Consider the following 14,236-nt stretch of genomic DNA (forward strand, 5'->3'; position numbering starts at 1 on the left):
GTTCATCCCTGGGTCTTCTGGATAGCTTCGCGAAGCACTTGGCGGTCGTCGAAGGGACGCACCACCCCGGCGATGTCCTGGCCCTGCTCGTGGCCCTTGCCCGCGACCAGCACGGTGTCGCCCGGCTTTGCGCGCGCGACGGCCGCGGCGATGGCCGCGGCCCGGTCCTCGAAGACCTGGACCTCGCCGCGCTCGTGCGCCGGTACCTCGGCGGCTCCCGCGAGCATGGTGGCGAGGATCGCCAGCGGGTCCTCGGAGCGGGGGTTGTCGGAGGTGAGGACGGCGGTGTCGGCGAGCCGGGCCACGGCCGCGCCCATCGGCTTCCGCTTGGTCTTGTCACGGTCGCCGCCGCAGCCGAGCACCACGTGCAGGCTGCCCTCGGTCACCTTGCGCAGGGCGCGCAGGACCGATTCGACGGCGTCCGTCTTGTGGGCGTAGTCGACGACGGCGAGGTACGGCTGGCCCTCGTCCACGCGCTCCAGCCGGCCCGGGACCCCCGGGACGGCTGCGACGCCGTCCGCGGCGGTCTGCGGGTCGAGTCCGGCGGCCGCGAGGGCGACGATCGCGGCGAGGGCGTTCGCGACGTTGAAGGGGCCCGCGAGCGGCGAGCGGGCGGTGATCCGCTCGCCCTTGGGGCCGACCGCGGTGAACGTCGAGTCCATCGGGCCGACTTCGACGTTCTCGGCGCGCCAGTCGGCGTCCGGGTAGCCCTCGGCGGAGAAGGTGATGACCGGGACGGTGGCTTCCCCGGAGAGCCGGCGGCCGTACTCGTCGTCGAGGTTCACGACGCCGAGCCGGCTGCGTCTGGCCGTGAACAGCTGCGCCTTGGCCTGGAAGTAGTCCTCCATGCCGGTGTGGAACTCCATGTGTTCCGGGCTGAGGTTGTTGAAGACGGCGACGTCGAAGACGCAGCCGTCGACGCGGCCGAGGACCAGCGCGTGGCTGGAGACCTCCATCGCGACCGAGTCGACCCCGCGCTCGCGCATGACGGCGAACAGGGCCTGGAGGTCGGTGGCCTCGGGCGTGGTGCGTTCCGACTTGATGCGCTCGTCACCGATGCGCATCTCGACCGTGCCGATCAGGCCGGTGGAGTGGACCGTCCTCAGGCCGCCCTCGATGAGATAGGCCGTCGTGGTCTTGCCGGAGGTGCCCGTGATGCCGATCTGGAGGAGATCGCGCCCCGGGTGGCCGTAGATGGTGGCCGCCAGTTCGCCCATCGATCCGCGCGGGTCGTCGACGACCAGGACCGGCAGACCGGTGGCCGCGGCGCGCCCGGCGCCGGTCGGGTCGGTGAGTACGGCGACGGCGCCGAGGCCGGCCGCCTGGGTCACGAAGTCGGCGCCGTGCAGACGCGCACCGGGGAGGGCGGCGTACACGTCGCCGGGTCGCACCGCTCGGGAGTCATGGGTGATGCCCGTGACCCCGACGTCGCTCTCCGGCTTCTCGGCGCCCAGCTGATCGGCCAGCTCCGCGAGGTGGATGGCGGAGACGTGAACCGGACGCGGCGGTCCCGGATATGTCACAGGAACGCCCTTCTGGGTGGTTTGGGACTGATCAGCTTGTGGCACGGCGGTGAGCGTACCGGGCTCACCCCCGCCGGGGCGAAGCGAGGGCGGGGACGGGGTGTGCGGGGAGGAATGGTTCCCGGGGTCCGGGGTGATCGTTGTCACGAGTGGTTCCTGGTCCGTTGTGCGGGGGTGCTGAGCACGGCGTGCGGTCGGGGGCGGTCACGGCTTGAACTCCACGGGCAGGCGGGCGGCGGGCGCGCCGGTGGGCGGGACCTGAAGGGTCTTCAGGGCGAACTCCATCACCTGCTTGAAGACGGGTCCGCAGATCTGGCCGCCGTAGTAGAGGCCCTTCGTGGCGTTCTGGATCGCGCAGTAGACGGTGATCCGCGGCTTGTCCGCGGGGGCGAATCCGGCGAACGACGAGGTGTAGCCGTGGTACTTGCCGGTGGCCGGATCCACGCGGTTGGCCGTACCCGTCTTGCCCGCGACCCGGTACCCGGGGATGCGCGCCTTGATGCCCGTGCCCTGTTCGTCGTCCACCACGGACTCCAGCATCTGGGCGAGCGTCTTCGCCGTCTTCTCGCTCACGACCCGGGTCTTCCTGGGCGCGGCGGCGGGCGTGAAGCGGCCGTCGGGTCCCTTCGTACCGCGCACCAGGGTCGGCTCGATACGGACGCCGCCGTTGGCGATCGTCGAGTAGACGGAGGCCGCCTGCATCGCGTTGATCGATACGCCCTGGCCGAAAGGGATCGTGTACTGCTGCGAGGTCGACCACTTGTCCGCGGGCGCGAGGATGCCCGCCGTCTCGCCGGGGAAGCCGAGCCCGGTGTGGCTGCCGATGCCGAACTTGCGCAGATACGAGTAGAGGACCTGGTTGGCCTGTTTCTGGGTCTTGCCGAGCTGGCCGGTCGCCAGGATGGTGCCGATGTTGCTGGACTTGGCGAGCACGCCGTTGAGCGTGAGGTCCCAGGTCTTGTGGTCGATGTCGTCCTGGAAGAGCCGGTCGCCGCGGTGCAGCCGGTTGGGCACGACGACATGGGTCCCGGGTGTGGCCACGTTCTCCTGGAGGACCGCGGCCATCGACATCAGCTTGGCGGTGGAGCCCGGTTCGTACGCGTCCTGGAGGGCCGCGTTGCCCATGGCCGCCGCGTTGGCCTGGGTGAGGTCGTTGGGGTCGAAGCCGGGCGAGTTGGCCATGGCGAGGACCTGGCCGGTCCTGGTGTCCTGCACTATCACGTAGCCGCGGTCCGCCCTGGACTTCCTCACCTGCTCGGCGATGGCGTCCTGCGCGGCCCACTGGATGTCGCGGTCGATGGTGAGCTCGACGTCGAAGCCGGCCACGGCCGGTGTCTCGGTGGAGCCCACGGTCGGCACCTGGCGGCCCCCGGACTGGGCGTAGCGGATCTTGCCGTCCTTGCCGGTGAGCTCCTTGTTCAGCTGCTGCTCGATGCCGCCGCCGCCCTTGCCGTCGGCGTTGACCCAACCCAGTATCCCGGCGGCGAGATCGCCGTTCGGGTACACGCGTTTGCTGGCCGGCACCGCGAGGACGCCCGCGAGGACGTTGACCGTGCTCCTGTCGGTCTCCGCCTTCGTCCCGAGCGTGCTCTTCAGGTCCTTGATCTGCTGCCAGACCTGGGGGGTGCGGCGGTGCGCGAGGAGCGTGTAGCGGGTGTTCGTCGTCCGCAGTTTCCTGGCGACGGTGTCCACGTCCTGGCCGATGATCGGGCCGAGGAGCGCGGCGGCCTGTTCGGGAGCGTCCCCCACATGGGTGGCCTCGCGCGTGAACATCGTCGGGTCCGCGGTGATGTCGTACGCGTCCACGCTCGTCGCCAGCTCGACGCCGTCGCGGTCGGTGATCCCGCCGCGCTCGGCGGCCAGCGTGCGCCCGACGTACCGGTTCTGCTCGGCCTTCGCGGCGTAGGTGCTCGCGTCCACGGCCTGCACCTGGAGCAGCCGGACGACGAACGCGATCATCACCAGTGTCAGCGCGAGGCTGACCATGCGCAGGCGGGGACGGGGGCTGCCGAGCCGGATGACGCGCGGGCCGTCGGAGCGGGCCGCGGCCGGGCGGCGCACGGGGCGGCCGCCCGGGCCGGGGCGGCTCCGGCCGCCGGGGCGCACGGGCCTGGCGGGGCCGGGTACTCGGCGGCGCGGCGGTTCCCTGTCGGACACTTCCGTCACCTGCCGGGGGTTGTGGAGGGCTGCGTGGACGGGGCGGGGGCCCTGGTGGTGAGCGCGCCGGGGGACGGCTGCCTCGGGACGGACGTCGATGCGGGAGACGGTGCCGCGCTCCCCGCCGGGCTCGTGGTCCGGGCCGGGACCGGGGCGAGGACCTCGGGCGGGGGGATCATCGGGGCCCGTGCGGCGGACTGCCGGCCGGCTCCGGGGACGCCTTTGACCGTGCCGTCGGGGTTGAGGAAGGCGGGGTCGCCGCCGGGGACCATGCCGAGTTCGCGGGCGCGGCGCTGGAGGGCGTCGGGGGCGGAATAGGCGTCCACGTCCCGTTGAAGGGCCTGTTCCTCGTCGGTCAGGCTCTTGGTCTCCTTCTGGAGGTCGTCGAGGCGGAACGCCCCTTCGCTGAGCGCCGAGTTCAGCACGAGGAGCCCGATGAGACCGCCGCCGAGGAGAAGGACGACCAGGAGGACGAAGGGGGTGCGGGCGGCCTGCCCGGCCCCGGCCGGAAGAAGCCGCGCGAGCCGGGCGGCCCGCCCCCTGAGTTCGGGTCTGCCGCTCACGCGCCCTCCCTGTGGGTCTGGTGTGCAGGCTTCACGGCCACGGCCGCTCCATGGGTTCGGTTCCCGTACTCACGAAGCCGTCGCGGGTTCGGTTCCCGGACTCACGAAGGCGTCGCGGGTTCGGATTCCCGGCCCCCGCCGTCCGGCGGGTTCGGGAGACGGACCCACGGCCTTCCGCGAGTTCGGATTTCCGACTCACGACCCCTCCTTCTCCCCGCGCCTCACTCGGCGGCTTCCTCGCGGATGCGCTGTGCCCCCCGCAGCCGGGCGGGAGCGGCTCGCCGGTTCTCGGCGACCTCTTCCTCGGTGGGAAGTTCGGCACCGCGGGTGAGGAGCTTGAGCCGGGGCTGGTAGCGCTCGGGGACGACCGGCAGTCCGGGCGGCGCGGTGTTGGCGGCGCCGGCCGCGAACACCTGCTTGACCAGCCGGTCCTCAAGCGAGTGGTACGAGAGCACGGCGATACGGCCGCCGACGGCGAGCGCCTTCACGGCCGCGGGAATCGCCCTCTCCAGGACACTCAGTTCGCCGTTGACCTCGATGCGCAGCGCCTGGAAGGTGCGCTTGGCGGGATTGCCCCCGGTGCGCTTGGCCGCCTGGGGCAGCGCGTCACGGATCAGCTCGACGAGCCGCGCGCTGTTGGTGAAGGGGTCCTTCTCGCGCTCGCGCACGACCGCGGAGACGATCCGCTTGGCCTGCTTCTCCTCGCCGTACGCCCGCAGGATCCGCACCAGTTCGCCCGGCGGGTAGGTGTTGAGCACCTCGGCCGCGCTCATGCCGGTCGTCTGGTCCATGCGCATGTCGAGCGGGGCGTCCTGCGCGTACGCGAACCCCCGGTCCGCCTCGTCGAGTTGCATGGAGGAGACACCGAGGTCGAACAGGACGCCCTGGACGCGCGGGATGTCCAGGCGGTCGAGCACGTCGGGGAGTTCGTCGTAGACGGCGTGCACCAGGGTGGCGCGGTCACGGTAGGGGGCGAGCCGCTCTCCGGAGAGGCGCAGCGCCTCCTTGTCACGGTCCAGGGCCACGAGCCGCACTTCGGGGAACCGGGTGAGCAGTGCCTCGCTGTGACCGCCGAGCCCGAGCGTGCAGTCGACGACCACGGCTCCCGGTTCGGCGAGGGCCGGGGCCAGCATGTCCAGGCACCGCCGGAGCATGACCGGGACGTGTCGGCTCTGCCCCTCCGGTCGCCCGCTGTCGCCCTCGTTGGGAAGCGCTTCGCGCCCTTTCATTCCGGGCCCTCTCAGGTCCGGCGCGGCCATACGCACTGCCGGGTCCCCACCCGCTCGGGAAGGGGAGGTCCGTGGCGCCGGATGAATGGCGTCAGCCGACCGGGAGCGGGAGGAGGCCGAGCCGTACGTACGCGCCGCGCACGCGGGGAAACTCCGGAAAGTCGCCGGGTCTCCAGGGGAAAACAGTCCAGCGGGGAGAGCCTCGCCTCCCGCTTCGCGTCACTTTAGTCCACGGTGTCTCGCGGTCAATCAACCGGCATGCGCGTCGCGGACGGGGCTCGGATCGAAGCCGCGGATCCGGAAGAATCACCCGAACGGGCACGTCGTCACCCCCCGTGTGGATTACCTCACAACAAGCCGCGATGACATTCTTTGTCCCCTCTCACAGCAGGACTGCTCCATGCGTGACCAGTACCGTCATGGGTATGACGACTTCCGCAGCTGTTCCCACCGAACCCGAAGGCGCCATAGCGGTGGAGCGCACGGTCACCGACCGTCTCGTCGACGCGAACGAGAAATACGCCGCCGCCTTCACCGACCCGGGGATGGACGCCCGCCCCGTGCTGCATGTCGCGGTGGTGGCGTGCATGGACGCCCGGCTCGACCTGCACGCCGCTCTCGGGCTGGAACTGGGTGACTGCCACACCATCCGCAACGCGGGCGGCGTGGTCACCGACGACGTGATCCGGTCCCTCACCATCAGCCAGCGGGCGCTCGGCACCCGCAGTGTGGTCCTCATCCACCACACCGGCTGCGGTCTGGAGTCCCTCACCGAGGACTTCCGGCACGACCTGGAGATGGAGGTCGGCCAGCGCCCCGCGTGGGCGGTCGAGGCCTTCCGGGACGTCGAGCAGGACGTACGGCAGTCGATGCAGCGCGTGCGCACCTCCCCGTTCCTGGTGCACACGGACGACGTCCGCGGCTTCGTCTTCGACGTCACGACCGGCCTGCTGCGGGAGATCGACCCCTCCTGACCGGCCCCGCCGAACCCCCCGGTCGCCGGCCCTCCGCAGCTCGTGGGACCCTCTCTTCACAAAAAACCCCGGTCGTCCGGTGCGCAAAGGGCCGTAAGAACTGACATATCGCGGCCACTTATCCACAGGCGAGTGACACGAACCGGTAACGGCAACAAGAATGCGGTTGTGGCGTCACGCGGAACCTTTCGCGCGTGGTGTCCGTGTTTCGGGGTGGGCCGGTCCGCACAGGGCGTCGGCCCGAACGGGCCGAGGAGGGCCGGGTGACGACCTATGACGATCGAGCGAGCCTTACAGATCTGACCGCCACTGCGGAGCGTGTCCGCAGTTCGGTGGAAGGAGTGATCGAAGGCAAGCCTGAGGTCGTACGGCTTTCGCTGACCGTGCTGCTCGCCGAGGGTCATCTTCTGATCGAGGATGTCCCGGGCGTCGGCAAGACCATGCTCGCCAAGGCGCTGGCACGGTCCATCGACTGTTCGGTGCGGCGCATTCAGTTCACGCCCGACCTGCTGCCCTCGGACATCACGGGTGTGTCCATCTGGGACCAGCAGCGCCGGGACTTCGAGTTCAAGCCGGGCGCGATCTTCGCGCAGATCGTGATCGGCGACGAGATCAACCGCGCCTCGCCCAAGACGCAGTCCGCGCTCCTGGAGTCGATGGAGGAGCGGCAGGTCACCATCGACGGGCAGACCTACGAACTGCCCAGCCCGTTCATGGTGGTGGCGACCCAGAACCCGGTCGAGATGGAGGGCACCTACCCGCTGCCGGAGGCCCAGCGCGACCGCTTCATGGCCCGTGTCTCCATCGGCTACCCCAGCGCGGAAGCCGAACTGCAGATGCTGGACATCCACGGCGGGGTGAACCCGCTGGACGACCTCCAGCCGGTCGCCCACGCGCACGACATGGTGAAACTGATCGACGCGGTCCGTACGGTCCATGTCGCCGACCCGGTGCGCCGCTACGCGGTGGAGCTGGTGGCCGCCACGCGCACCCACCCCGACCTCAGACTCGGCGCCTCGCCGCGTGCCACGCTGCATCTGCTGCGCGCGTCGAAGGCGTCCGCCGCTCTCAGCGGCCGGGAATTCGCGCTGCCGGACGATGTGCAGGCGCTCGCCGTCGCGGTCCTGGCCCACCGGCTGCTGCCCACGGCCCAGGCACAGTTGAACCGCCGCACGGCGGAACAGGTCGTCCAGGAGATCCTCCAGCGCACCCCGGTGCCCGCCGCTCCCCAGCAGTCCGGCCTCTCGATGGGCCGGGGCGCGCCCACGTACGGTCAGCAGCCGCCCCGGAGGCTGTGATGACGCAGGCGAGCACGGAGCACACCGCCGAGGGGGACAAGGGCGGGCTGCGCACCGCGCTCGCCGGGCTCACCACCCGCGGTCGCTCGTTCCTGGCCGCCGGAGTGGCCGCCGCGATCTGCGCGTACGTCCTGGGGCAGAGCGATCTGCTCCGGGTCGGCCTGCTCCTCGCGGTCCTGCCGCTGGTGTGCGCGACCGTGCTGTACCGCACCCGCTACCGGGTCGCGGGCAGCCGCAGGCTCTCCCCCGGGCGCGTGCCCGCCGGCTCCGAGGCGCGCGTCCATCTGCGCATGGACAACGTCTCGCGGCTGCCGACCGGCCTGCTGATGCTCCAGGACAAGGTGCCGTACGTCCTCGGTCCGCGTCCCCGCTTCGTGCTGGACCGGGTGGAGGCGGGCGGCCGTCGCGAGGTGTCCTACCGGGTGCGCTCGGACCTGCGTGGCCGGTACCCGCTGGGTCCGCTCCAGCTGCGGCTGACCGACCCGTTCGGCATGTGCGAGCTGACCCGCTCCTTCTCGACGTACGACACCCTGACGGTCATCCCGCGCGTGGAGGCACTGCCCCCGGTGCGGCTCACCGGCGAGGCGAAGGGGTACGGCGACGGGCGGCAGCGCTCACTGGCCCTGGCCGGCGAGGACGACATCATTCCGCGCGGGTACCGCTACGGCGACGACCTGCGCCGCGTGCACTGGCGGCTGACCGCTCGCTACGGCGAGCTGATGGTCCGCCGCGAGGAACAGCCCCAGCGCTCCCGCTGCACCGTGCTGCTCGACACCCGGGGCATCGCCTTCCAGGGCGCGGGCCCCGACTCGGCCTTCGAATGGGCCGTGTCGGGCACGGCGTCGACGCTGGTGCACATGCTCGAACGGGGCTTCTCCGTCCGTCTCCTGACGGACACCGGCACCTCGGTGCCCGGCGAGGGCGCCGACGGGTTCGCGGGCGCCAGCCAGGAGTCGGCGGACGCCGCCGGGATGATGATGGACACGCTCGCCGTCATCGACCACTCGGACGGCGCGGGCCTGTCCCGGGCATACGACGTGCTGCGCGGTGGCAACGAAGGACTGCTGATCGCCTTCCTCGGCGATCTCGACGAGGAGCAGGCGACGGTGCTCGGCAAGATGCGCCAGCGCAGTGGCGGGGCCGTCGCGTTTCTGCTGGACAGTGAGTCCTGGGTGCGGGAACCGACCGAGGTGCCCGGCCCGTTGGACAGGAGCGTGGACCGGCTGCGCATGCTGCGCGAGGCTGGCTGGACCGCCGTGATGGTGCCGCGGGGGGCGTCGCTCGCCGACCTGTGGCGCGAGGCGGACCGTCAGCGCACGCACGTGGCGTCGACGGGGACTACCGCGGGGGGTGGTGGCGTATGAGTGGGCGAGCCCGACTGGCGCTGTGCGCGGCGGCGGCCACGCTGATGGCGTCCTGCGCGCTGCTGCCGCTGGTGAGCCCGGCGACGTGGATCTTCCAGGCGTGGTTCCTGCTGGCCGTGCAGACCGGAGTGGGCGCGCTGACCCGGCGGGTTCCGCTGGCCCGGCCGCTGACCGTGGCGGCGCAGGCGCTGGTGACGCTGATGCTGCTGACGCTGGTCTTCGCCCGCCATCAGGCCGTCGCCGGGGTCGTCCCCGGGCCCGAAGCCTTCCAGCACCTCTCGGAGCTGCTCCGGGCGGGCACCGACGACGTCGGCAGATACTCGATTCCGGCCCCGCTGTCGGACGGGATCCGGCTGATGGTGGTCAGCGGCGTCCTGGTGATCGGACTCGCGGTGGACGCGCTCGCGGTGACCTACCGCAGCGCCGCGCCCGCGGGCCTTCCGCTGCTCGCCCTGTACTCGGTCGCCGCGGGCCTCTCCGGCGGTGGCGCGGCCTGGCTGTGGTTCCTGCTCGCGGCCGCCGGCTATCTGATGCTGCTGCTGGCCGAGGGCCGGGACCGGCTCTCGCAGTGGGGCCGTGTTTTCGGCGGAGCCGCCCGCGCACCCGGCCCGGAGCCTGTGGGCGGCGTCGTCGCGCCCGTCCGTACCGGGCGGCGGATCGGCATGGTCGCGCTGGGCATCGCCCTGTTCGTGCCGTTCGTCCTGCCCTCGCTCGACGGTGGTCTGCTGGACGGCGCGGGGCGGGGCATCGGCAACGGCACCGGGGGCGGTGGCACGATCTCCGCGGTGAACCCGCTGGTCTCGCTCCGCGACAGTCTGAACGTGGACGAGGACCGCACGGTCCTGACCTACCGCACCAACACCGCGGAGACGCAGGACCTGTATCTGCGCATCGTCTCGCTGGACGACTTCGACGGCACGGCGTGGAAGCCGGCCCAGCGCCACATCGTGGACGTGCCGAAGACGTTCCCTGCGCCGATCGGTCTCTCCGGCCAGGTCAAGCGGGCGACGATCCAGACCCGTATCGCGGCGGCCGACTGGTACGCCCAGGACTGGCTGCCGATGCCGTACCCGGCCAGCAAGGTGGACATCAGCGGCAGCTGGCGCTACGAACCGGTGGGGCGCACCCTCGTCGGGGACCACGGACAGAACACGCGCGGTGTGCAGTACCAGGTCACGAGCCTGATGGTGGAGCCGACGGCGCAGCAGCTGGCGAGTGCCCCGGAGCCCTCGCCCGCGATGAGGCGCGAGTACACCAAGGTTCCTGAGTCGTTGCCCGCAGTGGTCGCGAACACGGCCCGCAAGGTCACCGCGGGCTCCGCCAACCAGTACGAGCAGGCGGTCAAGCTCCAGGACTACTTCGCCGCCAGCGGCAACTTCCGGTACAACACCCAGGTGCAGGCCGGCAGCGGCTCGACAGCGATCGCGAACTTCCTGAAGGACAAGGAAGGCTTCTGCGTCCACTTCTCCTTCGCGATGGCCTCGATGGCGCGGACGCTGGGGATCCCGGCCCGCGTGGCGGTGGGCTTCACGCCCGGGACTCCGCAGGCGGACGGTTCGATGTCGGTGGGACTGCGGGACGCGCATGCCTGGCCCGAGCTGTACTTCGAAGGCGTGGGCTGGACCCGCTTCGAGCCGACCCCGAGCCGGGGCTCGGTGCCGTCGTACACCCAGACGAACACGCCGGGCAACGACGTGCCGGCCGCGCCGAAGCCGACGTTCTCGACGTCCGCGGCGCCCTCCACCGCGCCGTCGGCCAGCGAGAGCTGCTCGGCCCAGCTGCGAAGGCTGGCGGCCTGCCCGGGCCAGTCCTCGGCGGTGGCGGTCGGCGATCAGGACGACGACTGGCCCTGGTTCAACATCCTTGGGCTGACGCTGGCCGGGCTCCTGGTCCTGGGAGTGCCGCTGCTGCCCATGCTGTGGCGGATGCGGGTACGGGCGGTCCGGCTCGGCGGTCACGGCCGCACCGAGGCGGACGTGGCGGCGTACACGCTGGGGGCCTGGCTGGAGGTGACCGATTCGGCGTGGGACTACGGGATCGCGCCGGAGGGGTCGCAGACGCCGAGGAAGGCCGCCGAACGGGTCGTCGGGCTCGGGCACCTGGATCCGGAGGCCGCGGCAGCGGTGCACCGGCTGGCCGCGGCGGTGGAGCAGGTTCTCTACGCTCCGCATCCCCGGCCGGTGGCGGGCCTCGCGAACGACGCGCGCCGTATCGAGGAGGCCTTCTGGACCTCCGCGAGCCGTCCCGCCCGTCTGCGTGCCCTCCTCGCCCCCCGTTCGGCCGTCCGGGTGATCTGGGCGGCCTCGACCGTCCTGACAACCCTGAGCGCCCGCCTGTCGGCCCGCCGGCAGTCCCTGCTCCACCGCCCGTCGGGCCAGAACAGCTGACGGACACCGGGCGTCTTGCCCTCGCCGGGCCCGAGCGAGTTGCGGCCCGCGGCCTGGCGAGGGCCGGTCCACTGAAGGCCGGTCCACTGAAGGCCGGTCCACTGAAGGCCGGCCCGACGTTGAGCGGTCACGGGCGTCCGGCGCCCGTGACCGGTGCGGACCACCGTCCCGCCGAGCGATGGCGGTCCCCCGGCCGGGCGAACCCGACGCCTTGCGGACGGTGGGCACAGTCACCCGTCCCTGACGCCGTTGCGACATGAGAGCGCGGGCGCCGGACCGGGTTCCCGCAGCCGGGTGTGCACCGGGTGCCCCGTCGGCGCACCGAGCGGCACCTCACTCCCGCCCGCAGCGGGCGCGCGGCGGCTGTCCGACCGCACTCCGACCGCACATACGCGTGAGGGGGCGTCCACCCGGATCCGGGTGGACGCCCCCTCACGCGTATGTCTGCGGCTGCGACGCCGGGGGCTCAGTTACCGCCCTGTTCGTCGCGGCGACGCTGCCAGCGCTGTTCGATTCGATCCATCACGGAACGACGTTGTCGGCCCTGCCTGCGAGCGGCGGGCGAGCCCGACGCGGCCGGCTGTTCACCCGGCTTGGGAGCTTTGCGCCAACCGGTGACGGCAAGCACCGCGCAGCCCAGCATGACGAGGAAGCCCACCACGCTCAGCCAGATCTGAACTGCGACCATTCCAGCCATGAGGAGCGCGATACCCACCAGGAAGCCCGCGACCGCCTGGTATACCCGTCGCCGGGTGTACGTACGCAGCCCGCTTCCCTCAAGCGCTGTCGCGAACTTGGGATCTTCGGCGTACAGCGCTCGCTCCATCTGCTCGAGCATTCGCTGCTCGTGCTCCGAGAGCGGCACGGAGTCCTCCTCATCGTGCAGTCGCCGGGGCGACCGGGGGTCCCCTTCAGGATAGGCAGGGAATCGCCCCCGTGAAACCCGCCCCTCTACGCCAATTCGCCAACCGGAACCCGTCATGGCACCCCGATGCGCTGAGGCGTGCATTCCCCAGCGAACGGTCCGTCATGCCGGACGGTCTCCCCCGATCATACGGCGCCGAGCACTCGATCGGGTGGTCTGTGGCGTACTCCATCCGCTGCCAAGCCCCTGATCAGCGGCGCACCACGGCAGCAGCTCAGTCCCCGGCAGCCCCTCGGGCCTCACCGAGCACATGGAGCTGCGTGGCCACGGAGTGGAACGCGGCATTTTCGGCCGCCGCCGCTTCCAGCTTCAGCAGTGCCTCCAGGGCACCCGGCTCGGTGTCCACCAGGACACCCGGCACCAGGTCCGCGAAGACCCGCACGCCGTGCACGGCACCGACGTGCAGACCGGCGCCGGCGACCAGGGAGGTGAGCTGTTCGGCGGTGAACCGGTGCGGAACAGGATCACCCTCGCCCCAGCGTCCGTCCGGGTCGTCGAGTGCGTGCCGGGCCTCCTTGAAGTGCCCGGCGAGGGCGCGGGCCAGCACGGCTCCGCCCAGGCCCGCGGCGAGGAGGCTGAGCACGCCCTCGGGCCGCAGCGCGTCCACCACGTTGCGGACGCCCTCGGCCGGGTCGTCGACGTACTCCAGGACGCCATGGCACAGCACCGCGTCGTAGCGGCCGCGCTCGACCACGTCGAACAGGCCGTGCGCGTCGCCCTGGACACCCTGCACGCGGTCGGCGACGCCGGCCTCGGCGGCGCGGCGCTCCAGCGCGAACAGCGCGTTCGGGCTGGGGTCGACGACGGTGACACGGTGGCCGAGGCAGGCGACGGGCACGGCGAAGTTGCCGCTGCCGCCGCCCGTGTCCAGTACGTCGAGCGACTCTCGCCCGGTGGCCTTGACCCGGCGTTCCAGGGCGTCCTTGAGGACTTCCCAGACGACGGCGGTACGGAGAGAAGCGCGGGGGCGCATCGGGTCCGACACGGCAGTTGACTCCTCGGCGCGGCACCGCCTCTTGAACGGCGGAGCGATCTTCGGGCCCCCCGGCGGGGAGGCAGCAGGCGCCTCCACCCTATTGCCTCCGTCGCCGTGACCGATCCTCCGTCTCAAGTGCGCCGGAACGTTTGATGAGCGGGTCCCGGATCGTGTGATGAGCGGGTACCGGATGGCGTGAGGAGCGGGTGCCCGGCGGACGCCGAGCCGTTGCCCGCCCCGCGCTCCGCCCGAGGCCCCCTCGCGGTCAACCCGCGTCCGGAACCCCCCTGTCCGCCCGGTCCCGGTCCCCGTCCTGCCGGGGCTGCGGCAGGACGGGTTGCAGCACCAGCATCCGCTCGACGAGGCGCAGGAACATGGCGACGTCGCGTATCAGGTCGTCGGCGTCGCGGGTGGTGGCCGCTCCCTGGATACCCGCCTCCGCGCGGGCGCGGCGGGTGGCCCCGGACGCGAACAGCGCGCTCCACTCGGCCAGTTCGGGCGCGATCTCCGGGAGCACTTCCCAGGCGCTGCGGATACGGGCCCTGCGCCGGGACGTGGGCTCCGGGCGGGCTCGCGCGGCGAGGACGGCGGCGGCGGTGCGCAGCGCGGCCAAGTGCGCCGTCGCGTACCGCTCGTTGGACGTTTCCAGAGCCGTCGCCTCGTCGAGTCCGGCGCGGGCCTGGGAGAGCAGGTCGAGGGCGGCGGGCGGGGCCGTGGCCCGGCGGAGCACGGGGTGGACGTCGCCCGCCGGTCCGGTCAGTGAGGGGGCAGGGCCGGTGGCGCGGCGCCGACGGGCGGCGGCTGCGGAAGAGTTGGCCATGACGAACCTCCTGTCGTCGT

General features: G+C 71.9%; 11 protein-coding genes. 4 read left to right on the plus strand and 7 right to left on the minus strand.

What is annotated here, in order from left to right:
* Positions 1 to 2: 2 nt before the first annotated feature.
* The 4 genes from ACZ4N5_RS17345 to rsmH all read right to left on the minus strand — a co-directional run bounded on the left by ACZ4N5_RS17345 (position 3) and on the right by rsmH (position 5,472).
* Entirely contained in the window at positions 3 to 1,523 is a 1,521-nt protein-coding gene (locus ACZ4N5_RS17345; RefSeq protein ID WP_467757991.1) for a UDP-N-acetylmuramoyl-L-alanyl-D-glutamate--2,6-diaminopimelate ligase, read from the minus strand.
* A gap of 204 nt (positions 1,524 to 1,727) precedes the next feature.
* Positions 1,728 to 3,680, minus strand: a complete 1,953-nt coding sequence (locus tag ACZ4N5_RS17350; protein ID WP_467757911.1) for a peptidoglycan D,D-transpeptidase FtsI family protein — start codon at positions 3,678 to 3,680, stop codon at positions 1,728 to 1,730.
* 5 nt (positions 3,681 to 3,685) lie between these two features.
* On the minus strand, positions 3,686 to 4,243 hold the full coding sequence (ftsL, locus tag ACZ4N5_RS17355; protein WP_467757912.1) for a cell division protein FtsL: 558 nt from the start codon (positions 4,241 to 4,243) through the stop codon (positions 3,686 to 3,688).
* Positions 4,244 to 4,464: 221 nt separating this feature from the next.
* The gene (gene rsmH / locus ACZ4N5_RS17360; RefSeq protein ID WP_467757913.1) at positions 4,465 to 5,472 is read right to left on the minus strand and encodes a 16S rRNA (cytosine(1402)-N(4))-methyltransferase RsmH; all 1,008 of its coding nucleotides are present in this window, start codon (positions 5,470 to 5,472) and stop codon (positions 4,465 to 4,467) included.
* A 425-nt stretch (positions 5,473 to 5,897) separates the two neighbouring features.
* Here rsmH and ACZ4N5_RS17365 point away from each other — a divergent pair, with 425 nt between their 5' ends.
* The 4 genes from ACZ4N5_RS17365 (at position 5,898) to ACZ4N5_RS17380 (ending at position 11,495) form a co-directional block, all read left to right on the plus strand.
* Complete coding sequence (locus ACZ4N5_RS17365) at positions 5,898 to 6,446, plus strand: beta-class carbonic anhydrase (RefSeq protein ID WP_467757914.1); 549 nt, start codon at positions 5,898 to 5,900, stop codon at positions 6,444 to 6,446.
* Between the two features lie 263 nt (positions 6,447 to 6,709).
* On the plus strand, positions 6,710 to 7,744 hold the full coding sequence (locus ACZ4N5_RS17370) for an AAA family ATPase (RefSeq protein WP_467757915.1): 1,035 nt from the start codon (positions 6,710 to 6,712) through the stop codon (positions 7,742 to 7,744).
* Positions 7,744 to 9,108, plus strand: coding sequence for a DUF58 domain-containing protein (locus tag ACZ4N5_RS17375; RefSeq protein ID WP_467757916.1), 1,365 nt, complete (start codon positions 7,744 to 7,746; stop codon positions 9,106 to 9,108). Before ACZ4N5_RS17370 ends, ACZ4N5_RS17375 begins: the two co-directional genes overlap by 1 nt.
* The gene (locus tag ACZ4N5_RS17380; protein ID WP_467757917.1) at positions 9,105 to 11,495 is read left to right on the plus strand and encodes a transglutaminase TgpA family protein; all 2,391 of its coding nucleotides are present in this window, start codon (positions 9,105 to 9,107) and stop codon (positions 11,493 to 11,495) included. Before ACZ4N5_RS17375 ends, ACZ4N5_RS17380 begins: the two co-directional genes overlap by 4 nt.
* A 466-nt stretch (positions 11,496 to 11,961) precedes the next feature.
* Here the strand turns inward: ACZ4N5_RS17380 and ACZ4N5_RS17385 are convergent, their stop codons facing one another.
* The 3 genes from ACZ4N5_RS17385 to ACZ4N5_RS17395 form a co-directional block, all read right to left on the minus strand.
* On the minus strand, positions 11,962 to 12,360 hold the full coding sequence (locus ACZ4N5_RS17385; RefSeq protein ID WP_351131771.1) for a DUF3040 domain-containing protein: 399 nt from the start codon (positions 12,358 to 12,360) through the stop codon (positions 11,962 to 11,964).
* 274 nt (positions 12,361 to 12,634) lie between these two features.
* Positions 12,635 to 13,405, minus strand: a complete 771-nt coding sequence (locus ACZ4N5_RS17390) for a methyltransferase (protein WP_467757918.1) — start codon at positions 13,403 to 13,405, stop codon at positions 12,635 to 12,637.
* A 256-nt stretch (positions 13,406 to 13,661) separates the two neighbouring features.
* Positions 13,662 to 14,216, minus strand: a complete 555-nt coding sequence (locus ACZ4N5_RS17395) for an SAV_6107 family HEPN domain-containing protein (protein ID WP_467757919.1) — start codon at positions 14,214 to 14,216, stop codon at positions 13,662 to 13,664.
* Positions 14,217 to 14,236: the final 20 nt, after the last annotated feature.

The organism is Streptomyces sp. NPDC026500 (assembly GCF_055567635.1).

Bases quoted from the DNA above. Each gene is read 5' to 3' on its own strand.
- rsmH (WP_467757913.1), bottom strand. From the start codon at position 5,472: ATGAAAGGGCGCGAAGCGCTTCCCAACGAGGGCGACAGCGGGCGACCG.
- ACZ4N5_RS17365 (WP_467757914.1), top strand. From the start codon at position 5,898: ATGACGACTTCCGCAGCTGTTCCCACCGAACCCGAAGGCGCCATAGCG.
- ACZ4N5_RS17375 (WP_467757916.1), top strand. From the start codon at position 7,744: ATGACGCAGGCGAGCACGGAGCACACCGCCGAGGGGGACAAGGGCGGG.
- ACZ4N5_RS17380 (WP_467757917.1), top strand. From the start codon at position 9,105: ATGAGTGGGCGAGCCCGACTGGCGCTGTGCGCGGCGGCGGCCACGCTG.
- ACZ4N5_RS17395 (WP_467757919.1), bottom strand. From the start codon at position 14,216: ATGGCCAACTCTTCCGCAGCCGCCGCCCGTCGGCGCCGCGCCACCGGC.